We start from the raw sequence: 23,208 nt of genomic DNA, 5'->3' as shown, positions 1-23,208 counted from the left end.
CGCAGATGCGATTCAAGAAAATGATCGGAGGCTCGGGATGTTCAACACGCTGCTGATTGCCAACCGGGGTGAAATTGCCTGCCGGGTAATCGAAACCGCCCGTGCCATGGGCTTGCGCTGCGTCGCGGTGCATTCGGACGTGGACGCGGGGGCGAAACATGTCGCCATGGCGGATATGTCGGTTTGTATCGGCGGCGCGTCCCCGGCGGAAAGCTACCTTCGCGGCGACGCTATCATCGCCGCGGCGCTGGCGACGGGCGCGCAGGCGATCCATCCGGGCTATGGCTTCTTGTCCGAAAACCCCGAATTCGTCGATGCGGTCGACGCGGCGGGGCTGGTGTTCGTCGGGCCCGGCGCGGCGGCGATCCGGGCCATGGGGCTCAAGGACGCGGCCAAGCGGCTGATGGCCGAGGCGGGCGTTCCGGTGGTGCCGGGCTATCACGGTACCGAACAGGATGCGGGTTTTCTGGCAGAGCAGGCCGAGGGCATCGGCTATCCGGTGCTTATCAAGGCTGTTGCCGGGGGCGGCGGCAAGGGCATGCGCCTGGTCGAGCGCGCGGCTGACTTTGCCCAAGGCCTTGCCTCGGCGCAGGCCGAAGCGCGCGGCGCGTTTGGCAACCCCGCCGTGCTGATCGAGAAATTCGTCACCGCCCCGCGCCATATCGAGGTTCAGGTGTTTGGCGATGGCACCCGCGCCGTACATCTGTTCGAACGCGACTGTTCGTTGCAACGCCGCCATCAGAAGGTGATCGAAGAGGCGCCCGCGCCAGGCATGACCGCGCCCATGCGCGCCGCCATGGGCGCGGCCGCGGTGCGCGCGGCCGAGGCGATCGGTTACAAGGGCGCGGGCACGGTGGAATTCATCGTTGACGGCTCGGAGGGGCTGCGCCCCGACGGGTTCTGGTTCATGGAGATGAACACCCGGCTTCAGGTGGAACATCCCGTGACCGAGGCGATCACCGGCGTGGATCTGGTCGAATGGCAGTTGCGCGTCGCCTCGGGCGAACCGCTGCCTTGCGCTCAGGACGACCTGACGATCACCGGGCACGCCTTCGAGGCGCGGCTTTACGCCGAAGACGTTCCGTCAGGATTCCTTCCCGCCACCGGGCGGTTGTCGGAACTGGCCTTTCCGGGCGATGTGCGCGCCGACAGCGGGGTACGGGCGGGGGATGTGATTTCGCCCCATTACGATCCGATGATCGCCAAGCTGATCGTGCATGGTCCCACGCGCGACATCGCCCTGCGCAAGCTGGCGCGCGGACTTGCGGGCACACGGGTGGCGGGCACGGTGACGAACCTTGCCTTTCTCGGGGCATTGGCCCGGCATGGCGGTTTTGCGCGGGGCGAGGTCGATACCGGCCTGATCGGGCGCGATCTGGACCAGCTTGTCGGCGGCGCGGAACTGCCGGCGCGGCGGGTCGCACAGGCGGCCATCGCGGCGGCGGGGCTGTGGGATGGCGGACCTGTGCAGGCGGGGTTCACGCTGTGGGCGCCGCTGCAACGCACGGTACTGCTGGAACGGGGGGACGATGCGCTGTCGGCGGTGATCCAGGCGCACGGCCCCGGCTGCATCGACGTCACGGTCGATGACACGCGCATCCGCGCGCAGCGCGACGGTACGGGATGGCGGATCGACGGCCAGCCGGCGCCCGGCCTGTTCGTCGATGGCGCACAGATCACGATTTTCGAAGACGGCGGGCAGGTGTTTCGCATCGTCGACCCGCTGGCGCGGGCCGCTGCGGCGGGCGCGTCGGGCAACCTGATCGAGGCGCCGATGCCGGGGCGCGTGGTGTCGGTGTTCGCCGCTGCGGGGCAGGCGGTGCGGGCGGGCGACCGCCTGGCGGTGCTTGAGGCGATGAAGATGGAACACACGCTAACCGCCGCGCGCGATGGCGTCGTCGCCGAACTGCTGGTGACCGAGGGCGCGCAGGTCGAAGCCGGTGCCGCGCTGATCCGGCTGGAAGAAGAGGACCCCGCGCCATGATCCGTCTGCACCATGTGGCCCAATCCCGTTCGATGCGGGTGCTGTGGTTGCTGCACGAGCTGGGGCTGCCTGTCGAGGTGGTCCCCCATTCGTTCGACCGTTCATTGCGCACGGCAGAGTATCTGGCCCTGTCTCCGGCGGGCCGGGTGCCCGCGCTGGAACTGGACGGGACGGTGATGTTCGAAAGCCTCGCGATGATGGAATACCTGTGCGAACGCCATCCGGGGCCGCTGTGGCGCGCGCCGGGCACGCCCGAGCGGGCCGACTGGCTGAGCTGGCTGCATTTCTCCGAAACCATCAGCCATCATTGCGCGACCTTGACGCAGCAGCACATCATACTGCGCGACGATCACATGCGCTCGCCCATCGTGATGCAGCTTGAGGCCAGGCGCCTTGGCAAATGCTACGCGGCGCTTGACGCGCGGCTGGACGGGCGCGACCATCTGCTTGGGGCGTTTTCGGCCGTGGATGTGGCGGTCGGACAGGCGGTTTACACAGCGCGCCACTTTGCCGCGCTGGACGGGGTCGACCGGGTGGCCGGGTGGTATGATCGCATCACGGCACGTCCGGGGTTTGCCGCTTCGCTGCCGGGTACGGGCGCGCGGCTTTATGAGCGGGAGTTCTATCCCGCGTGGGATAATTGAGGGGGCAGCCATGACAGGCTTTGTCGAGATTTTCGAGGTCGGTCCAAGGGACGGTCTTCAAAACGAGGCCCGCGCGATCCCGGTGGCGGAAAAGATCGCGCTGGTCGACTGTCTGTCGCGCGCCGGGTTCCGCCGCATTGAATGCGCCAGTTTCGTGAGCCCGAAATGGGTGCCGCAGATGGCCGATTCGGGCGCGGTGCTGGCCGGGATCACACGCCGCGAGGGCGTGACCTACGCGGCCCTGACGCCCAACATGAAAGGCTTCGATGCGGCGATGGCGGCGGGCGCCGACGAGGTGGCGATCTTCGGGTCGGCCTCCGAAGGGTTCAGCCGGGCCAATATCAACGCCGGTATCGACGAAAGCCTCGCGCGGTTCCGCCCGGTGGTTGCGGCGGCAAAGGCCCGCGGCGTCAAGGTGCGCGGCTATGTGTCCTGCGTGGTCGAATGTCCCTATGACGGGGCTGTGTCCCCGGCTGCGACGGCGCGCGTCGCGGGGGCACTGCGGGCGATGGGCTGCTACGAGGTATCGCTTGGCGACACCATCGGACGCGGCACGCCCGAGGCGGTCGACGCGATGCTGGGCGCCGTTACCCAAGAGATGGGGCCCGATTGCCTGGCGGGGCATTTCCACGACACCGCAGGCCGCGCTCTGGCCAATGTCGAGGTGGCGCTGGCGCGCGGCCTTCGGGTGTTCGACGCGGCGGTCGGCGGGCTTGGCGGCTGCCCCTACGCGCCAGGCGCCGCGGGTAATGTCGCGACCGAAGCGGTGGCGGTCCGGCTGGCAGAGCTTGGCTATCGGACCGGGCTGGCGCTGGATGTGCTGAACGACGCGGCGGCGCAGGCACGGGCCATGCGCGGATGACGCATTCGGGCCAGTCGGGGGCAATGATCGAAGCGGTTGACGCGGGGCGGCACCGCTGTCGCTGACGCGAAGGCATAAACCCGTGCCGGACGGGTCGATGATCTAGATTGGACCCGCCGTGCCGCTTGCGACCGTGCGCGTCGTTGTGCGTATGACCGAGGGGCCGACATTCTACGCCGGTTCTGCGCCGGTTCTGCGCCGGTGATGATCCGGCCCGAGGGTGCGCGAGCGGTTCCCGAACGCGCGGCTGTTCGATGCCCGAAGCGGTGCGGTTGTGCCTGTTGAACCGATGCGTGGCGGCCAAGGCGCCGGACGCGGCATTCGTGGCACAGGACGACCCCATCTTTCCAGCGCGCCGCAGGGTGCGCGGGGACAAGGCCCTTCTGAACGCGCGGGCGGGGCGGGTTGGCGCGGATCAGATGGAGGGGGCCATCGACGCACCTGCCGCCCGCCGGGAAACCGACCGGGCACGCGACGGAATCGCGGCGTTTGTCGGCAAGCGCTCCGCGCCCTTGGCGTGACGGTGGCACGTCTTTCAGCCGCGATGATATATCGGGCGGGCCTGCGGACGACGGTCGGGGCTGGCCCTGAGTGAGTCTTGCGCTCAACCGGGGCGATGATCGGGATATGTATGCCAGCGCATGCGATAAAAATACCGAGATCTGTCGCTTTCGCGGTTATCTGCCCGGTATGCTTCTGAAAAATATGGGGTTAACCTTTTCCTAATATTTTCGCTGCTTGTTGACCCTGCACACGACGAGGTCTAAGTCAGGTCCAGCAAGGCAACATCGCCATGGTCCTCGCGCCGGATGATCGGCGCGCCTCGCCTAAGGAGCCAGCCAGTGGAAGAGATGCTGCGGGAGTACCTCCCCATCCTCGTGTTCCTCGCCGTCGCAATCGCGCTTGGCGCCATTCTCATACTTGCCGCGGTCGTGCTTGCCGTGCGTCACCCGGACCCGGAAAAGGTGTCCGCGTATGAATGCGGTTTCAATGCCTTTGACGATGCGCGGATGAAATTCGACGTCCGGTTCTATCTGGTGTCGATCCTGTTCATCATCTTCGATCTGGAAATTGCTTTCCTGTTTCCTTGGGCCACCGCCTTCAAGGATGTCAGCGACACCGGCTTCTGGTCCATGATGGTGTTTCTGGGCGTGCTGACCGCAGGCTTTGCCTATGAGTGGAAGAAAGGGGCGCTGGAATGGGAGTGATGACGGGGGCGAACACTGCCGGCGGCGACCGCGAGGTCGCAACCCAGGCGTTGAACCGCGAACTGTCCGACAAGGGGTTCCTGCTGACCTCGGTCGATGACGTGATCAACTGGGCGCGCACCGGGTCGCTGCACTGGATGACCTTTGGTCTGGCGTGCTGCGCGATAGAGATGATGCATTCTTCCATGCCGCGCTATGATCTGGAACGCTTTGGCACCGCGCCGCGAGCCACACCGCGCCAGTCGGATCTGATGATCGTGGCGGGCACACTGACCAACAAGATGGCGCCGGCGCTGCGCAAGGTCTACGATCAGATGCCCGAACCGCGCTATGTGATCTCGATGGGGTCCTGCGCCAACGGCGGCGGCTATTACCACTACAGCTATTCCGTGGTGCGCGGCTGTGACCGGATCGTGCCTGTCGACATCTATGTGCCCGGCTGCCCGCCGACGGCAGAGGCATTGATGTACGGGCTGATGGCGCTTCAGAAAAAGATACGCCGCACCGGCACCATTGTGCGCTGAGGGAGAAGATATGACACAGGCACTCAGGGATCTTGGCGGTCATATCGAGATGAAGCGGCCCGACTGTGTTCTCGGTTGGGATGTGACGTTGGGCGAGCTGACCATCGACGTCGCCCTCGCAAACATCGCAGGCTTTGTCGAGTTCCTGAAATCCGATCCGTCCTGCCGGTTTTCGTCGCTGGTCGATATTACTGCGGTGGACTACCCGGAGCGGGCGAAACGCTTCGATGTGGTCTATCACTTCCTGTCGATGTATCAGAACCACCGGGTGCGACTGCGTGTCCCGGTGCGGGAAGACGATGCTGTACCGTCGATCACCGGGCTCCACCGCTCCGCCGACTGGTTCGAGCGCGAGGTTTTCGATATGTTCGGGCTCATCTTTTCGGGTCATCCGGATTTACGCCGTATCCTGACCGATTATGGCTTTCGCGGCCATCCCCTGCGCAAGGATTTCCCGACCACAGGGTATGTGGAGGTGCGGTATGATGAAGAGCTCAAGCGCGTGGTGTACGAGCCTGTGAAGCTTGTGCAGGAATACCGGCAGTTTGATTTCATGTCGCCTTGGGAGGGCGCCACCTACATCCTTCCCGGTGACGAAAAGGCCGAGGCGAAGTGATGCGATTCACACCCCTCACCAAGATTTTTCGTACGAAAAATCTTTGCTTCGACTGCACGCGCCAAGCAAAAAATCTTCGTACGAAGATTTTTTCGTACCCCACGACAAGAGGTCTGGAATGATGGACGGCTCCAAATTCGATGACGGCAGCGTGGATGCACTGTCCGGCGAACAGCAGATCCGCAACTTCAACATCAATTTCGGACCACAGCACCCGGCCGCGCATGGCGTGCTGCGTCTTGTTCTGGAACTCGACGGCGAGATTGTCGAACGCTGCGATCCGCACATCGGTCTGCTGCATCGTGGCACCGAAAAGCTGATGGAAAGCCGCACCTACCTGCAGAACCTGCCCTATTTTGACCGGCTCGACTACGTCGGAACGATGAATCAGGAACACGCCTGGTGTCTTGCGATAGAGCGGCTGACCGGGACGATCGTGCCGCGCCGGGCGCAGCTGATCAGGGTGCTGTACTGCGAAATCGGGCGCATCCTGAACCACTTGCTGAATGTCACGACGCAGGCCATGGACGTGGGGGCGCTGACGCCGCCGCTTTGGGGCTTTGAGGAACGTGAGAAGCTGATGGTGTTCTATGAACGGGCCAGCGGCGCGCGGCTGCACGCCGCGTATTTCCGTCCGGGCGGCGTTCATCAGGATCTGCCTTTGGCTCTGATAGATGACATCGAGGCCTGGTGCAGTAGCTTTCCCGGCATGCTTGACGACATCGACGGGCTGCTGACCGAAAACCGGATCTTCAAGCAGCGCAATGCCGACATCGGCATCGTGACCGAGCAGGATATCCAGGACTACGGCTATTCGGGCGTGTTGGTGCGCGGCTCGGGGCTGGCCTGGGATCTGCGGCGGGCGCAGCCCTACGAATGTTACGACGAGTTCGATTTCAAGATCCCGGTTGGCAAGAACGGCGATTGCTATGATCGCTATCTGTGCCGCATGGCCGAAATGCGCGAAAGCGTGAAGATCATGCAGCAGGCTCTGGAAAAGCTGCGGCTGCCCGAAAACCAGGGCGATGTACTGGCGCGCGGCAAGATCACGCCTCCGCAGCGATCCGAGATGAAGACCTCGATGGAGGCGCTCATTCACCACTTCAAGCTTTATACCGAGGGCTTCCATGTCCCCGCGGGCGAGGTTTATGCCTGCGTTGAGGCGCCCAAGGGCGAATTCGGGGTTTATCTGGTGGCGGATGGGACGAACAAGCCGTATCGCGCCAAGCTGCGCGCGCCGGGCTTCCTGCATCTTCAGTCGATGGATTACCTGTGCAAGGGGCACCAGCTGGCGGATGTGGCGGCGATCCTTGGATCGCTGGACATCGTGTTTGGCGAAGTCGACCGTTGACGGGGCGGGGGCGGCGTGCCGCCCTGCTCATTGGCCGTACGCGACACCGCGTTTCGGCAGACAGAAACAAAAGGACCCGGGAACCCGTGATGTTGTACAAAAGCCTGGCCTTGCTGCCGATCGTCGCTCTTGCCGGGTGCGGCGTGCTGGTGATGCCGCCCGAGGGCACCGATGACGCCGATCTGGTGGCATTCGACGAGGCGGTCGCTTCGATCGGTTGCGATCTCGTGACCGAGGCCGATTATCTGCCGGTCGAGCTTCAGACCGGGATGGGCCGCGAACAGCTTTTGCAGGTGGCGCAATATCGGATCAACGCCGGCGATGCGGTCGTTCTGGAAGGCGGCGGGCTGCGGCTTGTCACCGGGCGTTGCGCGCCCGCCGCCCCCGCCGCGCTGCCCGAGGCGGCGGGCTGATGCTGCGCGCGTTTGTCCTTGCCGCGCTTGCGCTGGCACCCGTGGGCGCGCTGGCCGAAGCTGGCAGTGCCGACTATGCGTACGTGTCCGCATTGGCCGCCGAGGGGTTCGAACCCTTCGCGGTCTCGCAGGTGGGCAACGCCAGCTTTGGAATGCGCAAGGGGGCAGAGATGTACCTTTGCTTCATCATCGATACCAACGAAAACCAGACCCGACGGCAGACCGTTTTGCTGGCCGAACTGGCCGGAAAGGCGCCCGACCGCGCCGTGCCGAATATCCCGCTCGTCTGCGTGCTGACCCAATAGGAACCGCCCGATGCTTCGCCGCCTTCACCCCGAACAGCCCGAAAGCTTTGCTTTCACCGATGCCAACCTCGCATGGGCCGAGGGGCAGATCAGCAAGTATCCCGAGGGCCGGCAGGCCTCGGCGGTGATTCCGCTGCTGTGGCGGGCGCAGGAACAGGAAGGCTGGCTCAGCCAGCGCGCCATCGAAACCGTGGGCGAAATGCTGGGTCTTGCCTATATCCGGGTGCTGGAGGTCGCGACCTTTTACTTCATGTTTCAGCTGGCGCCGGTCGGCTCGGTCGCGCATGTCCAGATCTGTGGCACCACGACCTGCATGATCTGCGGGGCCGAAGACCTGATGGCCGTCTGCAAGGACAAGATCGCGCCAAATGCGCATATGGTGTCGGCCGACGGCAAGTTTTCCTGGGAAGAGGTCGAATGTCTCGGGTCCTGCGCCAACGCACCGATGGCCCAGATCGGCAAGGACTACTACGAAGACCTGACCGCCGAAAAGCTTGCCGGCATTCTGGATGAGCTTGCCGCCGGGACCGTGCCGGTGCCGGGGTCACAGAACGGACGGTATTCGTCGGAACCGCTGGGCGGCGCGGTCGTGCTGACCGAGCATGTCGAGGGGCGGGCGCAATACAATGCCTCGGTCGATCTGGCGACACGGATCGGCGACACGGTCAAGCGCATTGACGGCACCGAAGTGCCGCTGCGCACGCCCTGGCGCGACAGGCGAGACGAAAAGGGCGACGCGGCGCCCGATGTCCACACGCCCAAACTGTCCGGAGGCGCCACTGCCGATGAGACCGGCGTCGACAAGCGGGAGGCGCCCGTCGACAACGCCGCCAAGGTCGAAAGCCCGGCAGACGACGGAACGTCATAGCGGATCGCGGTGGGCGATCCGATCAAGGGGGGCACAGCAGTATGGGCAAGGGTCCGATGAACGCAGCCAGCAACAGGGAAACATGGATCGCCGTCGGCTGCGTCGGCGTCGTGGTGTTTCTGTTTGCGCTGGGTGGCAAGGGAATTCTGGCGGCGCTGCTGCTTGGCCTGCTCGCAGCGGGGCTGCTGGGCGCGCTGCTGGTCTGGCTCGCGGCGCCGGTGCCGCAACCGACCGCCCTGAAACCGTCCCCGATCGCGGCACCCGTGATGACCCCCAAGGCCCCGGTGGCCGAAGAAACCGCACCGGCCCATGCGGCGGTACAGGATCCGCCGCAGGACTGTGCATCGGCGGACTCCGTGCCGCGGGCGCCCGTTTCCGAACAACCGCCAAACGCGGGGGGGGACGCTGCGGGCGCGCCTGCCGACGGTAATGGCGCCAGCACGGGCCCGTCGATCAAGCCGTCCGCGGCGCTTGCCGGCGAGGCCGAGCTGGCCTCACGCAAGGGCAGCTGGCGGTATGACCCCGCGCCCGATCCTCGCCCCGCTGCGCTTGAGGGGCCGCGCGGCGCCGCGGACGATCTCAAGCAGATCAAGGGTGTGGGTCCGGCGCTTGAAGCGCAGCTGCACGCGCTGGGGATTTATCATTTCGACCAGATCGCATCCTGGGGCGCACCGGAAGTCGCCTGGATGGATGACAATCTGAAAGGATTCCGGGGCAGGGTGTCGCGCGACGACTGGACCGGTCAGGCCAAGACGCTTGCTGCGGGGCAACAGACGGAATTTTCGAAGCGGGTTGACGACGGCGGGGTCTACTGATCCCCCACAACAAGGAACGACAAATGACGGGCAAGAACCGACAGGACCGGCAAAGGCGCGTGATCGCGTTGGTGATCGCCGGAACGGGGCTTGGCTGGATCGCTGCCATCATGGTGGGCGAGCTGCTGGGCTGGACCCAGCGCACACGGGCTTTCTTTGATCTGGCGGCCATCGCCGGGTTCGGGACGGCGATATGGATGATCTACGGGCTCTGGCGCGCGCGCCAGAAGGACCGCGCGAACGAGGAGTGATGCGATGCTGAAGGACGAGGACCGCATTTTCACCAACCTGTACGGCATGCACGACCGCTCGCTCGCGGGCGCGAAACAGCGTGGCCACTGGGATGGGACGGCGGACATCATCGGCAAGGGCCGCGACTGGATCATCGACGAGATGAAGGCATCCGGCCTGCGCGGGCGCGGCGGCGCGGGCTTTCCCACCGGGTTGAAATGGTCGTTCATGCCCAAGGAATCAGACGGGCGTCCGGCCTATCTGGTGATTAACGCAGACGAATCCGAACCCGCGACCTGCAAGGATCGCGAGATCATGCGCCACGATCCGCACACGCTGATCGAAGGCGCGCTGATCGCCAGTTTCGCGATGCAGGCGCATACGTCGTATATCTATATCCGCGGCGAATATATCCGCGAGAGAGAGGCGTTGCAGGCAGCGATCGACGAATGTTACGAGGCGGGGCTGCTGGGCCGGAACGCGGCCGGGTCGGGATGGGATTTCGACCTGTATCTGCATCACGGTGCCGGGGCGTATATCTGCGGCGAGGAAACCGCGCTGCTGGAAAGCCTCGAAGGCAAAAAGGGCATGCCCCGGATGAAGCCGCCGTTCCCGGCGGGCGCCGGGCTGTACGGGTGCCCGACCACGGTGAACAACGTCGAATCCATCGCCGTCTGCCCGACCATCCTGCGGCGCGGCGCCTCGTGGTTTTCGGGCTTCGGGCGCAAGAACAATTCCGGCACCAAGCTGATGGCGCTGACCGGCCACATCAACACGCCCTGCGTATTCGAAGAGGAAATGTCGCTGTCCGTGCGCGAGATCATCGAAAAGCACGGCGGCGGGGTGCGCGGCGGCTGGGACAATCTCAAGGCGATCATCCCCGGCGGCGCGTCCTGTCCGGTGCTGCCGAAAGCCGCGCTTGAGGATGCGATTTTCGATTTCGACTGGATGCGCGAGAACAAGTCATCGTTCGGCACCGGTTGCATGATCGTGATGGATCAGAACACCGATGTCATCAAGGCGATCTGGCGGCTGTCCAAGTTCTTCAAACACGAAAGCTGCGGGCAGTGCACGCCCTGTCGCGAAGGCACCGGCTGGATGATGCGCGTGATGGACCGGCTTGTCACCGGCGACGCCGAGGTCGAGGAAATAGACATGCTTCTGGACGTGACCAAGCAGGTCGAAGGCCACACGATCTGTGCGCTTGGCGACGCGGCGGCCTGGCCGATCCAGGGGTTGATCCGGCATTTCCGTGATGAGATCGAAGATCGGATCAAGCACAAGAAGACCGGCCGCGCGAGCGCGGTCGCGGCGGAATAGGACGGGCGTCATGGATGCCCTACGACCCGAGATGAAGTCCGAAAGATGGGGATGAGCAAGGTGATGATGCGGATCGGACTGTCGATCATGGCTGCGGCCGGGCTTGCGGGCTGTGGCCTGGTGGATAATGGCACCGCGGTGCAATACGGCGGCATGACCTTCAAGGGGGCCTCCGAGGGCAACAAGGCCGACCGGGCGCAGTTCGTGTCAACCGGCGGGCCGGTCAGCGCGTCCATCGACGGGGCAAGCAGGGCCGCAGCCTATCAGGGCACGGTCTATTGCATCAACGTCCTGGGCACGTCCGATGTCGATTGGCAGATCGGGCCGGACACGCCACAGGGCCAGATGCCGGTCGCGCGCGATGACGTGGTGTTTCGGGGACGGTGCGTCGAGTGAGCGGGGATCTGCATATCACACCGGGCTGGCGGGTGCGTGATTGGATGATCACTGCGCCAGGCTTCAGACTCCGGCGCGTCGGGGATGTTCCCGGCGTCAGGTTCTGGAGAAAGACGATGAAAAAGATCGCCATGGCCACCACGATCACCCTGATCGGATTTACCGCGCTGCCCGCGGTCGCGCAGGCACGCGCGTCGCTGGGCGAGGTCGCCGCGATCCGCAACGGGTTGCTTGCAGTCGGCATCGCCGACGAGATCCGCAAGGTGTGCGACGACATCGACGGGCGCATGATTACGGCGTTTACCTATCTGACCCAGCTCAAGGGGCAGGCACGCGACATGGGCTACAGCGACGAGGAAATCGACGACTACGTCACCTCGAAAACCGAAAAGAAGAAATACCGCGCCGAGGGCGAGGCCTGGCTGGTGTCACGCGGCGTGACGCTGGGCCAGCAAGACGGCTATTGCCGGGTCGGCCGCGAAGAAATCGAAAAGGGCACGCAGATCGGCGTGCTGCTAAGAGCGAAATGACACGGGCCGGTCAGGCGGGCGGTTGTCGCGCCGCGCCTTCCGGCCTCGGGGAAATTCTGTTGGGAAGATGCCAATGACTGACCTGCGCAAGATCATCATCGACGACCGCGAGATCGAGGTCGATCCGGCCCTGACCTTGATTCAGGCCTGCGAAGCGGCCGGGATCGAGATTCCGCGCTTTTGTTATCACGAACGGCTGTCGATCGCGGGCAATTGCCGCATGTGCCTTGTCGAGGTTGTCGGCGGCCCGCCGAAACCCGCCGCGAGCTGTGCCATGCAGGTGCGCGACCTGCGCCCCGGCCCCGAAGGCGCGCCGCCGGTCATCAAGACCAACTCGCCCATGGTCAAGAAGGCGCGCGAGGGGGTGATGGAATTCCTGCTGATCAACCATCCGCTGGATTGCCCGATCTGCGACCAGGGCGGCGAATGCGATTTGCAGGATCAGGCGGTCGCCTACGGCGTCGATTTCTCGCGCTTCCGCGAACCCAAGCGGGCGTCGGACGATCTGGATCTGGGTCCGTTGGTCGAAACCCACATGACGCGCTGCATTTCGTGCACCCGCTGCGTGCGCTTCACCACCGAGGTCGCGGGGATTGCCCAGATGGGTCAGACCGGGCGCGGCGAGGATGCCGAGATCACCAGCTATCTGAACCAGACGCTGGATTCCAACATTCAGGGCAACATCATCGACCTGTGCCCGGTGGGCGCGCTGGTGTCCAAACCCTATGCCTTTACCGCGCGCCCATGGGAGCTGACCAAGACCGAATCCATCGACGTGATGGATGCGCTCGGCTCCAACATCCGCGTCGATACCAAGGGGCGCGAAGTGATGCGTTTCCTGCCGCGCAACCACGACGGCATCAACGAGGAATGGCTGGCCGACAAGTCCCGGTTTGTCTGGGACGGTCTGCGTCGCCAGCGACTGGACAAGCCCTACATCCGCAAGAACGGCAAGCTGAGCCCGGCCACCTGGCCCGAGGCGCTGTCGCTTGTGGCGCAAAAGCTCAAAGAGGCTGAAAAGGTCGCCGGGCTGATCGGCGATCTTGCTCCGGTCGAGGCGGCCTATTCGATGAAACGGCTGGTCGCCGGGCTGGGCGGCAGCGTGGAATGCCGCACCGACGGCGCAAAGCTTCCGGCGGGCAACCGCGCGGCCTATGTCGGCAACGCGACCATCGAGGACATCGACACCGCGCAGTTCGTCCAGTTGATCGGCACCAACCCGCGCGACGAGGCGCCGGTGCTGAATGCGCGCATCCGCAAGGCGTGGCTGAACGGCGCCAGGGTCGGGCTGGTGGGCGAAGCTGTCGACCTGACCTATGATTACGACCATGTCGGCCGCGACCGTCAGGCGTTGTCGTCGCTGCTTGGAACCGATCACGACAAGGTGCTTGAGGCACGGTCGTTGGTGATCGTCGGGCAGGGCGCGCTGCAAGAGGCAGATGGCGGCGCGGTGCTGTCTTCGGCGATGCAACTGGCAGCAGACACGCAAAGCAAGTTCATGGTGCTGCATACAGCGGCCAGCCGGGTCGGTTCGCTGGATGTGGGCGCGGTGACCGAGGGCGGGCTTGCGGCCGCCGTCGACGGCGCGGATGTGATCTGGAGCCTTGGCGCCGACGAGGTCGAAATCGCGGACGGCCCCTTTGTCATCTATCAGGGCAGCCATGGCGACCGGGGCGCGCATCGCGCCGACGTGATCCTGCCGGGCGCCGCCTACACCGAGGAAAACGGGCTGTTCGTCAACACCGAAGGTCGCCCCCAACTGGCGCTTCGGGCCTGTTTCCCGCCGGGCGAGGCCAAGGAAAACTGGGCGATCCTGCGCGCGCTGTCGGCCGAGATCGACGCGACGCTGCCCTGGGACAGCCTTGCCCAACTGCGTCAGGCGCTGGTCGGGGACGTGCCGCATCTGGCAAGGATCGACGAGGTTCCGGGCAACACCTGGGCCATGACCGAACCGGGCAGCCTTGGCGATGCCAGCTTTCGCTATGCGGTGCGCGACCACTGGCTGACAAACCCGATCGCGCGCGCGAGCGTGCTCATGGCCGAGCTTTCGGCCAATGCGAAGGCGCGCCACAGCGCCCCGTTGGCGGCGGAATGATCCGGGCGCGTCTTATCCCTCTGGCGGCACTGAGCGTGCTTTCCGCCTGCGAGCCGAGCTCGCGGCAGGAACTGCCCTTCGTGCCGGACTATCAGGGGGTCGAGACGCGGTTGCTGGACGGGGACCTTGTGAGTTTCCTCGTCGAAATGCGCGGTGCGCGCGACACCGGCGACGTCGAGGATTATGCCAATTGCGTCGCGGCGCAATACGCGCTTATTCGCGGTTACGGATTCGCCCGGCATGTGCGCACGAATGTGGCGCAGGAGGGTGGTCTCTGGCGCGGAGATGCTGTTTACACGATCTCGGCGGCGCTGCCCCGAGGGCTCAAGACCATCGACGCTGAAGTCGTCGCTCTGGCCTGTGCCGAGAACGGAATACCGATGGTGTGAGGGACGCTTGATGGCAAACTTATTCGCAACCCCATTCGGGACATTCGTGATCATCCTCGCCCAGTGCCTTGCGGTTCTGGCCTTCGTGATGATCTCGCTGCTGTTCCTGGTCTATGGCGACCGCAAGGTCTGGGCGGCCGTGCAGATGCGCCGGGGGCCAAACGTCGTCGGGGTCTACGGCATCCTGCAATCGGTGGCCGACGCGCTGAAATACATCCTGAAGGAAGTGGTGATCCCGGCGGGGGCCGACAAGGTCGTGTTCCTGCTGGCGCCGATGATTTCCTTCGTGATGGCGATGATCGCCTGGGCGGTGATCCCGTTTTCCGACGGATGGGTGCTGGCGGACATCAACGTGGCCATCCTGTATGTCTTGGCGATCTCGTCGCTTGAGGTTTACGGCGTGATCATGGGGGGCTGGGCATCGAATTCGAAATACCCGTTCCTTGGCTCGCTGCGGTCGGCCGCGCAGATGATTTCCTATGAGGTCAGCATCGGGTTGATCATCATCGGGGTCATCATCTCGACCGGGTCGATGAACTTTGGCCAGATCGTGCAGGCGCAGGACACCGGCTGGGGCTTTTTCGGGTGGTACTGGTTGCCGCATTTTCCGATGGTGATCCTGTTTTTCATATCGTGTCTTGCGGAAACCAACCGCCCTCCGTTCGATCTTCCCGAAGCGGAATCGGAACTGGTCGCGGGCTATCAGGTGGAATATTCGGCCACGCCCTTCCTGCTGTTCATGGCCGGCGAATACATCGCCATCTTCCTGATGTGCGCGCTGACGTCGCTGCTGTTCTTCGGCGGGTGGCTGTCGCCGATCCCCGGCCTGCCGGACGGCGCGCTGTGGATGGTCGGCAAGATGGCCTTTTTCTTCTTCCTCTTCGCCATGGTAAAGGCGATCACCCCGCGCTACCGCTACGACCAGCTGATGCGCCTGGGCTGGAAGGTGTTTCTTCCGTTCAGCCTGGTCTGGGTTGTCTTTACCGCCTTTGCCGCAAGGTTCGACTGGTTCTGGGGGCTGTTCGCCCGCTGGACGACCGGAGTATAAAGCATGACGCAAATCGACTACGGACGCGCCGCGAAATACTTTTTGCTGGTGGATTTCATCAAGGGCTTCCAGCTGGGGTTCAAGTATTTCTTTGCCCCAAAGCCGACGCTGAACTACCCGCATGAAAAGGGCTATCTGTCACCCCGGTTCCGCGGGGAGCATGCGCTGCGCCGTTACCCCAACGGCGAGGAACGCTGCATCGCCTGCAAGCTGTGCGAGGCGATCTGCCCGGCGCAGGCCATCACCATCGACGCCGAGCCGCGCGACGACGGCAGCCGCCGCACCACCCGATATGACATCGACATGACGAAATGCATCTACTGCGGCTTCTGTCAGGAGGCCTGCCCGGTGGATGCCATCGTCGAGGGGCCGAATTTCGAGTTTTCCACCGAAACCCGCGAGGAATTGTTCTACGACAAGACCAAGCTGCTGGAAAACGGCGACCGCTGGGAAGCCGAAATCGCCCGCAATCTGGAACTGGATGCGCCCTACCGATGACCGCTGACGCGCCGCATATGGATGCCTGTGCCCGTGGCAACGCCTTCCCCGGGGGGACCAATCCCGGCGGGATGAAGGATGGTTTGCATGCGCGCTACGGCCATCTGTTGCCGGGGCTGGCGCGTGATCGGGTGGAATACAATGGGCGCAGCTATACGCGCGGCGTTCCGGATGCGGGCCAGCGCGAGCGGTGCTCCATCGCGGTGCCGACGGCGATGGGGGGGCGGTCGCGCCCTCAGCCTTGGATCTGGATCCACCTCGCCGCCGCGCCGCCTTGTGGTCAAGGCCGCGAAGCAATCGCCGAAGCGATCTGCCAGATGGCGCTGTACGGCGGCATGCCCGCGATGTTCAACGCGCCGAATGCCGCGATGAAGGTCTGTGAGGCCGAGGAGAACAGCGCATGAGTGATGCCAAGACACCGTTCGAGCTGATGATGAGACAGGCGCAGGAGATGGCGAAGTCCTTCAATCCGGCGCTCGAAAGCTTTTCGCCCAAGGGCTATGAAAAGCTCTGGCCGACGATGCCCAAGGACATGATGGAATTCTGGTTCGGGCGCGGTCTTTCCAAGAATGGGCTGGACGCCAAGACCCGGCTGTTGCTGACGCTGGCGGGGCTGACCATGCAGGGCGCGCAGGCGGATACGCCGGTGCGCATGACCGTGCGCCACCTGATGGAGGCCGGCGCCACCAAGGACGAGATCGCCGAGACCATCGCCCATATGTCGATGTTCGCAGGCATTCCCGCCATGACCCGCGCCATGGAACTGGCGCGCGAGGTCATGGAAGACAACAAGGATGACGACGCATGATGGTTTTCGCCTTCTACCTGTTCGCCTTTTGCGCCATCGTCGGTGGGCTGTTCACCGTCATCAGCCGCAACCCGGTGCATTCGGTGCTGTGGCTGATCCTGGCGTTTCTCAGCTCGGCGGGGCTGTTCGTGCTGCTTGGGGCCGAATTCGTCGCGATGCTGCTGGTGATCGTCTATGTCGGGGCTGTCGCGGTTCTGTTCCTTTTCGTGGTCATGATGCTGGACATCGACTTTGCCGAGCTCAGGGCGGGAATGGCCAAATACATGCCGTTGGCGTTGTTGATCGGTCTGGTGTTCCTGATGGAACTGGGCATGGCCTTTGGCGCCTGGGAAACCAGCGGCCTGGCGGCGACGCAGCTGAGCGCGCCCACGCCGGTGGGGGTGCAGAACACCACCGCGCTGGGGCTGCTGGTCTACGACCGCTATTTCCTGGCGTTCCAGCTCGCGGGGCTGATCCTGCTGGTGGCGATGATCGGGGCCATCGTGCTGACGCTGCGCCACCGCAAGGATGTGAAACGCCAGAACGTGCTGGCCCAGATGTATCGCGACCCCGCCAAGGCGATGGAGCTGCGCGACGTGAAACCGGGGCAGGGCCTGTAGGCCCGTCGCCCGCCGGCGCCCCGCGGGGGGCCGCAAGACGCGGGGCGCTGCGCCCCGACCAGAACAAAGCGCCCCCCGCGGCGGGGGCAGGAAGAGGGACAGCGATGAGCATAGCCAGCTGGATAGCCATCTTTTTCGCGGGCATCTTTTTGCCCGTGTTCCTTGCGGGGGGCCGGTCGCGCCGCCAGAAAGGAAACCGCACATGATCGGGCTTGAACATTATCTGACCGTCGCGGCGGTGCTGTTTGTTATCGGCATCTTCGGGATCTTTCTGAACCGCAAGAACGTCATCATCCTGCTGATGAGCATCGAATTGATCCTGCTGGCGGTGAACATCAACTTCGTGGCGTTTTCGTCCTATCTGGGGGATCTGGCGGGGCAGGTGTTCACGCTGTTCGTGCTGACGGTCGCGGCTGCCGAGGCGGCCATCGGCCTTGCGATCCTGGTGTGCTTCTTCCGCAACCGCGGCTCGATCGCCGTGGAAGACGTCAACGTGATGAAAGGCTGACCCGAGATGGTGACGATCATTCTCTTCGCGCCGCTGGTGGGTGCCATTCTGGCGGGCTTTGGCTGGAAAATCATGGGCGAGACGGCCGCGCAATGGACAACCACGGGACTGCTGATGCTGGCGGCGCTGCTGTCCTGGGTGGTGTTCCTGACCCTGGGCGAGGCGCATACCGTCACGCTGTTCCGGTTCATCGAAAGCGGCACGCTGTCGACCGACTGGGCGATCCGGGTCGACCGGCTGACCGCGATCATGCTGATCGTGGTCACCACGGTATCGGCCTTGGTGCATCTGTACAGCTTTGGCTACATGGCGCACGATCCCCAGTTCGAGAACACGCCGTACCGGGCACGGTTCTTTGCCTATCTGTCGCTGTTCACCTTTGCGATGCTGGCGCTTGTAACCGCTGACAACCTCGTACAGATGTTTTTCGGCTGGGAAGGCGTGGGCCTCGCGTCCTATCTTCTGATCGGGTTCTATTACAAGAAACCCTCGGCCAACGCGGCCGCGATCAAGGCGTTCGTTGTGAACCGGGTGGGCGATTTCGGCTTTGCGCTGGGGATCGTTGCGCTGTTCTACCTGACCGACAGCATCCAGTTCGACCAGATCTTTGCCGAGATGCCGCGCATCGCGGAAACCGAGCTGCGCTTCTTGTGGCGTGACTGGAATGCGGCGAACCTGATCGCCTTTTTGCTGTTTGTCGGCGCGATGGGCAAATCGGCGCAGCTGTTCCTGCACACATGGCTGCCGGACGCGATGGAAGGCCCGACCCCGGTGTCGGCGCTGATCCACGCGGCGACCATGGTGACGGCGGGCGTTTTCCTTGTGTGCCGCATGTCGCCGCTGATGGAATTCGCACCGCAGGCGACCGCCTTCATCACCTTTCTTGGCGCGACGACCGCGTTCTTCGCCGCCACCGTCGGCCTTGTGCAGAACGACATCAAGCGCGTCATCGCCTATTCGACCTGTTCGCAGCTGGGCTACATGTTCGTGGCCGCCGGTGTCGGGGTCTATTCGGTGGCGATGTTTCACTTGCTGACCCACGCGTTTTTCAAGGCGATGCTGTTCCTTGGCGCCGGGTCGGTGATCCATGCGATGCACCACGAACAGGACATGCGGAACTACGGCGCGCTGCGTCACAAGATCCCCATGACCTTCTGGGCGATGATGATCGGCACGCTGGCGATCACCGGGGTCGGCATTCCGCTGACCGGCTGGCTGGGATTTGCCGGATTCGTGTCCAAGGATGCGATCATCGAAAGCGCCTGGGCCGGCACCGGCGGAGGCTATGCGTTCTGGATGCTGGTCATCGCGGCGCTGTTCACCAGCTTTTACAGCTGGCGGCTTATGTTCATGACGTTTTACGGCAAGGCGCGCGGGTCGCGGCACACCCATGACCACGCGCATGAATCGCCCAGGGTCATGCTGATCCCGCTGGGGGTTCTGGCGGTGGGCGCGGTGTTCTCGGGGATGGTGTTCTACAGCAGCTTCTTTGGCAACCATGACAAGGTTCTCAGCTTTTTCGGCATGCCCGCACATCACGTCGAGGCGTCCGAAACCCTTAGCGAGACCGGCGGCGAGACCGGGGCGCATGGCGCCGAAACGGCGGGCACCGGCACCGCGGGCGAACCTGCCGGGGAAACCGGCACGCCTGACGAAGCCGCGCCAGCCCACACCGCATCGGCCGGGCTGGATTACGGCGCGATCTACATGGACCCCGAAAGCACGGTGATGGACGATGCGCACCACGCGCCGGTCTGGGTCAAGCTGTCGCCGTTCATCGCGATGCTGATCGGGTTCGGCACGGCTTACTGGTTCTATATCGTGAACCCGACGCTGCCGCGCCGTCTGGCCGAAAGCCAGCGCCCGCTGTATCTGTTCCTGCTCAACAAATGGTACTTTGACGAGGCCTATGACTTCCTGTTCGTCCGCTCGGCCAAGGGGCTTGGCCGCCTTTTGTGGAAACGCGGTGACGGCGATATCATCGACGGCAGCATCAACGGGATCGCCATGGGGGTCATTCCGTTCTTCACCAAACTCGCGGGACGCGCGCAATCGGGCTACATTTTCACCTATGCCTTCGCCATGGTGGCCGGGATCGCGATCCTGGTGACCTGGATGACGATCCTCGGAGGGGCGCACTAATGGACAACCTTCTTTCCATCGTCACCTTCCTGCCTGCTCTGGCCGCGCTGATCCTGGCGCTGTTCCTGCGGGGCGGCGACGCGGCGGCGGACGCCAACGCCAAGTGGCTCGCAATGATCGCGACCACGGCGACGTTCCTGATCTCGCTGTTCATCCTGTTTCAGTTCGACCGCTCTAACACCGGTTTTCAGATGGTCGAACAGGGCGACTGGGTCATGGGGATGCAGTACAAGATGGGCGTCGACGGCATCTCGGTTCTGTTCGTGATGCTGACCACGTTCATGATGCCGCTGACGATCCTGGCAAGCTGGGGCGTGAAAAGCCGTGTCAAGGAATACATGATCGCCTTCCTGTTGCTGGAAACGCTCATGCTGGGCGTGTTCATGGCGCTGGACATGGTGCTGTTCTACCTGTTCTTCGAGGCCGGGCTGATCCCGATGTTCCTGATTATCGGGATCTGGGGCGGCAAGAACCGCATTTATGCGTCGTTCAAGTTCTTCCTTTATACGTTCCTTGGCTCGGTGCTGATGCTGGTGGCGATGGTGGCGATGATCACCGATGCGGGCACCACGGATATTCCGACCTTGCTGACGCATGATTTCAGCTTTGCCAGCTTCGATGTGCTGGGCATCCATGTGGTGGGGGGAATGCAGACCATGCTATGGCTGGCGTTCTTCGCCAGCTTTGCGGTCAAGATGCCGATGTGGCCGGTGCACACCTGGCTGCCGGATGCGCACGTCCAGGCGCCGACCGCCGGGTCGGTGGTGCTGGCGGCGATCCTGCTCAAGATGGGGGGCTACGGTTTCCTGCGGTTTTCGCTGCCGATGTTCCCGGTCGGGTCCGAGATACTGGCACCGCTGGTGTTCTGGATGAGCGCCATCGCCATCGTCTACACCAGCCTTGTGGCGCTGGTGCAGGAGGACATGAAAAAGCTCATTGCCTATTCGTCTGTGGCGCATATGGGCTATGTCACCATGGGCATTTTCACCGCCAACCAGCAGGGCGTGGACGGGGCGATTTTCCAGATGCTGTCGCACGGGTTCATTTCGGGCGCGCTGTTCCTGTGTGTCGGGGTGATCTATGACCGGATGCACACCCGCGACATCGACGCCTATGGCGGACTGGTGAACCGGATGCCGGCCTATGCGCTGATCTTTCTGTTCTTCACCATGTCGAACGTCGGCCTGCCGGGCACGAGCGGTTTTGTCGGGGAATTCCTGACGCTGGTCGGGATCTTTCAGGTCAACACCTGGGTGGCGCTTTTCGCGACCTCGGGGGTGATCCTGTCGGCGTCCTATGCGCTGTGGCTGTATCGCCGGGTGGTGCTGGGCGACCTTATCAAGGAAAGCCTGCGCACGATCCAGGACATGACATCGCGCGAAAAGTGGATCTTTGCGCCGCTGGTGGTGATGACGCTGTGGCTGGGGGTTTACCCCGCGGCGGCACTGGACATCATCGGGCCGTCGGTCGAGGCGCTTGTCGGAAACTATGAAACGGCCATCGCTGCCGCCGATCTTGGCGGTACGTCGGTGGCCGAAGCCAACCATTAAGGGGGCGGGACATGATCTCGGCTGATCTCAACATCATCCTTCCGGAGATCGTGCTGTCGGTCTGCGCCATGATCGCGCTGGTAGGCGCGGTCTATACCGGCAAGGACAGGATGGCCTCGGTGCTGGTCTGGGCCAGTGCGGCGCTGTTCCTTGTCGTGGCGCTGTGGATCGGGTTTTCGAACGCGCCCGAACGGATGGCGTTTTCGGGCATGTTCAACGACGATGCGTTCTCGCGCTTTGCCAAGGTGGTGATTCTGGTGTCCGCATCGGCGGTGCTGGTGATGTCCGAGGGCTACATGAAGCGGTTCGGCATGTTGCGGTTCGAATACCCGGTTCTGGTGATTCTGTCGGTTGTCGGCATGATGGTCATGGTCTCCGCGGGAGATCTGATCACGCTGTACATGGGGTTGGAACTGCAATCCCTGGCGCTGTATGTCGTGGCTGCGCTGCGTCGTGACAGTGAACGGTCGACCGAGGCGGGGTTGAAGTATTTCGTGCTGGGCGCGCTGTCGTCCGGGCTGTTGCTGTACGGCGCGTCGCTGACCTATGGCTATTCCGGCACCACGCTGTTTTCGGGGATCATCGCGTCGGCGACAGCGGATCACCTGTCGGTGGGATTGCTCATCGGGCTTGTGATGATGCTGTCGGGTCTTGCGTTCAAGGTCTCGGCGGTGCCGTTCCACATGTGGACGCCGGATGTCTACGAAGGCTCGCCCACCCCGGTCACCGCGTTTTTCGCCACCGCGCCCAAGGTCGCGGCGATGGGGCTGTTCGCGCGGCTGATGTTCGACGCCTTCGGCGGCGTCATCGCCGACTGGAGCCAGGTCGTGGCACTGTTGTCGGTGCTGTCGATGTTCCTGGGGTCGATCGCGGCCATCGGGCAGAAAGACATCAAGCGGCTGATGGCCTATTCGTCGATCACCCACATGGGCTTTGCGCTGATGGGGCTGGCGGCGGGGACCGAGCTGGGCGTGCAGGCGATGCTGGTTTACATGGCGATCTATGTCACCATGAACGTCGGCGTGTTCGCCTTTATCCTGTCGCTCAGCCACGACGGGCAGCCGGTGACGGATATCGACGCGCTGGGGCTTTACGCGAAAAAGGAACCGGGCCGCGCGATGGCAATGCTGGTGCTGCTGTTCAGTCTGGCGGGTGTGCCGCCGCTGGTGGGGTTCTTTGGCAAGCTTTATGTGCTGCGCGCGGCCTACGACGCGGGGCTGGTGTGGCTGGCTGTGGCGGGCGTCGTGGCGTCGGTCATCGGCGCCTATTATTACCTGCGCATCGTCTACTACATGTATTTCGGCGAAGACCGCACCGACCGTCTTGACGCGGGCGGCTCGCCGATCCTGTGGGGGCTGCTGATGGCTTCGGCGGTTATCATGCTGGTGGGTGTCGTGAACCTGTTCGGCGTCGAAGGGGCGGCAGCCGCGGCGGCCGCGGTGCTGGTCAACTGACACCGCCGAATGAAGAAGCGGATCAAAGGGCGGCGCGCCGGACGGTGCGT

26 protein-coding genes and 1 pseudogene are annotated in these 23,208 nt (G+C 63.8%); all 27 read left to right on the top strand.

Features of this window, described 5'->3' with window-relative positions; genetic code table 11:
- Nucleotides 1-37 precede the first annotated feature (37 nt).
- Nucleotides 38-1,984 (top strand): acetyl/propionyl/methylcrotonyl-CoA carboxylase subunit alpha, encoded by a 1,947-nt coding sequence (locus ATI53_RS11225; RefSeq protein WP_111550428.1) that lies wholly within the window; start codon nucleotides 38-40, stop codon nucleotides 1,982-1,984.
- Nucleotides 1,981-2,628 carry a glutathione S-transferase family protein gene (locus tag ATI53_RS11220; RefSeq protein ID WP_009503664.1) on the top strand — a complete coding sequence of 216 codons (648 nt, stop codon included), beginning with the start codon at nucleotides 1,981-1,983 and terminating at the stop codon, nucleotides 2,626-2,628. Before ATI53_RS11225 ends, ATI53_RS11220 begins: the two co-directional genes overlap by 4 nt.
- 10 nt (nucleotides 2,629-2,638) lie before the next feature.
- Nucleotides 2,639-3,490 (top strand): hydroxymethylglutaryl-CoA lyase, encoded by an 852-nt coding sequence (locus ATI53_RS11215; RefSeq protein WP_009503663.1) that lies wholly within the window; start codon nucleotides 2,639-2,641, stop codon nucleotides 3,488-3,490.
- A gap of 323 nt (nucleotides 3,491-3,813) precedes the next feature.
- On the top strand, nucleotides 3,814-4,011 hold the full coding sequence (locus ATI53_RS11210) for a hypothetical protein (protein WP_146609913.1): 198 nt from the start codon (nucleotides 3,814-3,816) through the stop codon (nucleotides 4,009-4,011).
- Between the two features lie 321 nt (nucleotides 4,012-4,332).
- On the top strand, nucleotides 4,333-4,698 hold the full coding sequence (locus tag ATI53_RS11205) for an NADH-quinone oxidoreductase subunit A (protein WP_009503660.1): 366 nt from the start codon (nucleotides 4,333-4,335) through the stop codon (nucleotides 4,696-4,698).
- A complete protein-coding gene (locus ATI53_RS11200; RefSeq protein WP_009503658.1) occupies nucleotides 4,689-5,222 on the top strand; it encodes a NuoB/complex I 20 kDa subunit family protein in 534 nt (177 codons plus the stop codon). Before ATI53_RS11205 ends, ATI53_RS11200 begins: the two co-directional genes overlap by 10 nt.
- A 10-nt stretch (nucleotides 5,223-5,232) precedes the next feature.
- The gene (locus ATI53_RS11195; protein ID WP_111550427.1) at nucleotides 5,233-5,838 is read left to right on the top strand and encodes an NADH-quinone oxidoreductase subunit C; all 606 of its coding nucleotides are present in this window, start codon (nucleotides 5,233-5,235) and stop codon (nucleotides 5,836-5,838) included.
- A gap of 118 nt (nucleotides 5,839-5,956) precedes the next feature.
- Nucleotides 5,957-7,189: an NADH-quinone oxidoreductase subunit D gene (locus ATI53_RS11190; RefSeq protein WP_009503656.1), complete on the top strand. Its 1,233-nt coding sequence runs from the start codon at nucleotides 5,957-5,959 to the stop codon at nucleotides 7,187-7,189.
- Nucleotides 7,190-7,278: 89 nt separating this feature from the next.
- Nucleotides 7,279-7,602, top strand: a complete 324-nt coding sequence (locus tag ATI53_RS11185) for a hypothetical protein (protein ID WP_009503655.1) — start codon at nucleotides 7,279-7,281, stop codon at nucleotides 7,600-7,602.
- Nucleotides 7,602-7,907: a hypothetical protein gene (locus tag ATI53_RS11180; RefSeq protein ID WP_009503654.1), complete on the top strand. Its 306-nt coding sequence runs from the start codon at nucleotides 7,602-7,604 to the stop codon at nucleotides 7,905-7,907. The genes ATI53_RS11185 and ATI53_RS11180 overlap by 1 nt, the downstream gene beginning before the upstream one ends.
- 10 nt (nucleotides 7,908-7,917) lie before the next feature.
- A pseudogene (gene nuoE / locus ATI53_RS11175) lies at nucleotides 7,918-8,763 on the top strand (NADH-quinone oxidoreductase subunit NuoE); the annotation flags it as partial.
- A 68-nt stretch (nucleotides 8,764-8,831) separates the two neighbouring features.
- Entirely contained in the window at nucleotides 8,832-9,590 is a 759-nt protein-coding gene (locus ATI53_RS11170; protein WP_170134559.1) for a helix-hairpin-helix domain-containing protein, read from the top strand.
- Nucleotides 9,591-9,613: 23 nt separating this feature from the next.
- Nucleotides 9,614-9,841, top strand: coding sequence for a DUF5337 domain-containing protein (locus tag ATI53_RS11165; RefSeq protein ID WP_009503651.1), 228 nt, complete (start codon nucleotides 9,614-9,616; stop codon nucleotides 9,839-9,841).
- Nucleotides 9,842-9,845: 4 nt separating this feature from the next.
- The gene (nuoF, locus tag ATI53_RS11160; protein WP_009503650.1) at nucleotides 9,846-11,141 is read left to right on the top strand and encodes an NADH-quinone oxidoreductase subunit NuoF; all 1,296 of its coding nucleotides are present in this window, start codon (nucleotides 9,846-9,848) and stop codon (nucleotides 11,139-11,141) included.
- Nucleotides 11,142-11,192: 51 nt separating this feature from the next.
- A complete protein-coding gene (locus tag ATI53_RS11155) occupies nucleotides 11,193-11,537 on the top strand; it encodes a hypothetical protein (protein ID WP_111550425.1) in 345 nt (114 codons plus the stop codon).
- Nucleotides 11,538-11,653: 116 nt separating this feature from the next.
- Complete coding sequence (locus ATI53_RS11150) at nucleotides 11,654-12,067, top strand: DUF5333 domain-containing protein (protein ID WP_009503648.1); 414 nt, start codon at nucleotides 11,654-11,656, stop codon at nucleotides 12,065-12,067.
- A gap of 73 nt (nucleotides 12,068-12,140) precedes the next feature.
- Nucleotides 12,141-14,162, top strand: a complete 2,022-nt coding sequence (gene nuoG / locus ATI53_RS11145) for an NADH-quinone oxidoreductase subunit NuoG (RefSeq protein ID WP_009503647.1) — start codon at nucleotides 12,141-12,143, stop codon at nucleotides 14,160-14,162.
- Entirely contained in the window at nucleotides 14,159-14,551 is a 393-nt protein-coding gene (locus tag ATI53_RS11140) for a YNQ4 family lipoprotein (protein ID WP_009503646.1), read from the top strand. The genes nuoG and ATI53_RS11140 overlap by 4 nt, the downstream gene beginning before the upstream one ends.
- Nucleotides 14,552-14,561: 10 nt before the next feature.
- Entirely contained in the window at nucleotides 14,562-15,599 is a 1,038-nt protein-coding gene (gene nuoH / locus ATI53_RS11135) for an NADH-quinone oxidoreductase subunit NuoH (RefSeq protein ID WP_009503645.1), read from the top strand.
- Between the two features lie 3 nt (nucleotides 15,600-15,602).
- Nucleotides 15,603-16,097, top strand: a complete 495-nt coding sequence (gene nuoI / locus ATI53_RS11130) for an NADH-quinone oxidoreductase subunit NuoI (protein WP_009503644.1) — start codon at nucleotides 15,603-15,605, stop codon at nucleotides 16,095-16,097.
- The gene (locus tag ATI53_RS11125; protein WP_111550424.1) at nucleotides 16,094-16,501 is read left to right on the top strand and encodes a carboxymuconolactone decarboxylase family protein; all 408 of its coding nucleotides are present in this window, start codon (nucleotides 16,094-16,096) and stop codon (nucleotides 16,499-16,501) included. Before nuoI ends, ATI53_RS11125 begins: the two co-directional genes overlap by 4 nt.
- The gene (locus ATI53_RS11120; RefSeq protein WP_009503642.1) at nucleotides 16,498-16,905 is read left to right on the top strand and encodes a carboxymuconolactone decarboxylase family protein; all 408 of its coding nucleotides are present in this window, start codon (nucleotides 16,498-16,500) and stop codon (nucleotides 16,903-16,905) included. The genes ATI53_RS11125 and ATI53_RS11120 overlap by 4 nt, the downstream gene beginning before the upstream one ends.
- Nucleotides 16,902-17,504 (top strand): NADH-quinone oxidoreductase subunit J, encoded by a 603-nt coding sequence (locus ATI53_RS11115; protein ID WP_009503641.1) that lies wholly within the window; start codon nucleotides 16,902-16,904, stop codon nucleotides 17,502-17,504. The genes ATI53_RS11120 and ATI53_RS11115 overlap by 4 nt, the downstream gene beginning before the upstream one ends.
- Before the next feature lie 202 nt (nucleotides 17,505-17,706).
- Nucleotides 17,707-18,012, top strand: coding sequence for an NADH-quinone oxidoreductase subunit NuoK (gene nuoK, locus ATI53_RS11110; protein WP_009503639.1), 306 nt, complete (start codon nucleotides 17,707-17,709; stop codon nucleotides 18,010-18,012).
- Nucleotides 18,013-18,018: 6 nt separating this feature from the next.
- Nucleotides 18,019-20,154, top strand: coding sequence for an NADH-quinone oxidoreductase subunit L (gene nuoL / locus ATI53_RS11105; RefSeq protein ID WP_111550423.1), 2,136 nt, complete (start codon nucleotides 18,019-18,021; stop codon nucleotides 20,152-20,154).
- Nucleotides 20,154-21,704, top strand: coding sequence for an NADH-quinone oxidoreductase subunit M (locus ATI53_RS11100; protein ID WP_009503637.1), 1,551 nt, complete (start codon nucleotides 20,154-20,156; stop codon nucleotides 21,702-21,704). The genes nuoL and ATI53_RS11100 overlap by 1 nt, the downstream gene beginning before the upstream one ends.
- A gap of 11 nt (nucleotides 21,705-21,715) precedes the next feature.
- Nucleotides 21,716-23,158 carry an NADH-quinone oxidoreductase subunit NuoN gene (gene nuoN, locus ATI53_RS11095; protein ID WP_111550422.1) on the top strand — a complete coding sequence of 481 codons (1,443 nt, stop codon included), beginning with the start codon at nucleotides 21,716-21,718 and terminating at the stop codon, nucleotides 23,156-23,158.
- The last annotated feature ends 50 nt before the right edge of the window (nucleotides 23,159-23,208 follow it).

The organism is Salipiger aestuarii, assembly GCF_003259905.1.
Lineage (GTDB): Bacteria > Pseudomonadota > Alphaproteobacteria > Rhodobacterales > Rhodobacteraceae > Salipiger > Salipiger aestuarii.
Note: the sequence above shows the minus strand (reverse complement) of the source record. Positions and strands in the feature narration are given on the sequence as shown.

Coding starts and splice junctions, on each gene's coding strand:
- ATI53_RS11225 (WP_111550428.1), top strand. CDS start 38: ATGTTCAACACGCTGCTGATTGCCAACCGGGGTGAAATTGCCTGCCGG.
- ATI53_RS11220 (WP_009503664.1), top strand. CDS start 1,981: ATGATCCGTCTGCACCATGTGGCCCAATCCCGTTCGATGCGGGTGCTG.
- ATI53_RS11215 (WP_009503663.1), top strand. CDS start 2,639: ATGACAGGCTTTGTCGAGATTTTCGAGGTCGGTCCAAGGGACGGTCTT.
- ATI53_RS11200 (WP_009503658.1), top strand. CDS start 4,689: ATGGGAGTGATGACGGGGGCGAACACTGCCGGCGGCGACCGCGAGGTC.
- ATI53_RS11195 (WP_111550427.1), top strand. CDS start 5,233: ATGACACAGGCACTCAGGGATCTTGGCGGTCATATCGAGATGAAGCGG.
- ATI53_RS11190 (WP_009503656.1), top strand. CDS start 5,957: ATGATGGACGGCTCCAAATTCGATGACGGCAGCGTGGATGCACTGTCC.
- ATI53_RS11185 (WP_009503655.1), top strand. CDS start 7,279: ATGTTGTACAAAAGCCTGGCCTTGCTGCCGATCGTCGCTCTTGCCGGG.
- ATI53_RS11180 (WP_009503654.1), top strand. CDS start 7,602: ATGCTGCGCGCGTTTGTCCTTGCCGCGCTTGCGCTGGCACCCGTGGGC.
- ATI53_RS11170 (WP_170134559.1), top strand. CDS start 8,832: ATGAACGCAGCCAGCAACAGGGAAACATGGATCGCCGTCGGCTGCGTC.
- ATI53_RS11165 (WP_009503651.1), top strand. CDS start 9,614: ATGACGGGCAAGAACCGACAGGACCGGCAAAGGCGCGTGATCGCGTTG.
- nuoF (WP_009503650.1), top strand. CDS start 9,846: ATGCTGAAGGACGAGGACCGCATTTTCACCAACCTGTACGGCATGCAC.
- ATI53_RS11155 (WP_111550425.1), top strand. CDS start 11,193: ATGAGCAAGGTGATGATGCGGATCGGACTGTCGATCATGGCTGCGGCC.
- ATI53_RS11150 (WP_009503648.1), top strand. CDS start 11,654: ATGAAAAAGATCGCCATGGCCACCACGATCACCCTGATCGGATTTACC.
- nuoG (WP_009503647.1), top strand. CDS start 12,141: ATGACTGACCTGCGCAAGATCATCATCGACGACCGCGAGATCGAGGTC.
- ATI53_RS11140 (WP_009503646.1), top strand. CDS start 14,159: ATGATCCGGGCGCGTCTTATCCCTCTGGCGGCACTGAGCGTGCTTTCC.
- nuoH (WP_009503645.1), top strand. CDS start 14,562: ATGGCAAACTTATTCGCAACCCCATTCGGGACATTCGTGATCATCCTC.
- nuoI (WP_009503644.1), top strand. CDS start 15,603: ATGACGCAAATCGACTACGGACGCGCCGCGAAATACTTTTTGCTGGTG.
- ATI53_RS11125 (WP_111550424.1), top strand. CDS start 16,094: ATGACCGCTGACGCGCCGCATATGGATGCCTGTGCCCGTGGCAACGCC.
- ATI53_RS11120 (WP_009503642.1), top strand. CDS start 16,498: ATGAGTGATGCCAAGACACCGTTCGAGCTGATGATGAGACAGGCGCAG.
- ATI53_RS11115 (WP_009503641.1), top strand. CDS start 16,902: ATGATGGTTTTCGCCTTCTACCTGTTCGCCTTTTGCGCCATCGTCGGT.
- nuoK (WP_009503639.1), top strand. CDS start 17,707: ATGATCGGGCTTGAACATTATCTGACCGTCGCGGCGGTGCTGTTTGTT.
- nuoL (WP_111550423.1), top strand. CDS start 18,019: ATGGTGACGATCATTCTCTTCGCGCCGCTGGTGGGTGCCATTCTGGCG.
- ATI53_RS11100 (WP_009503637.1), top strand. CDS start 20,154: ATGGACAACCTTCTTTCCATCGTCACCTTCCTGCCTGCTCTGGCCGCG.
- nuoN (WP_111550422.1), top strand. CDS start 21,716: ATGATCTCGGCTGATCTCAACATCATCCTTCCGGAGATCGTGCTGTCG.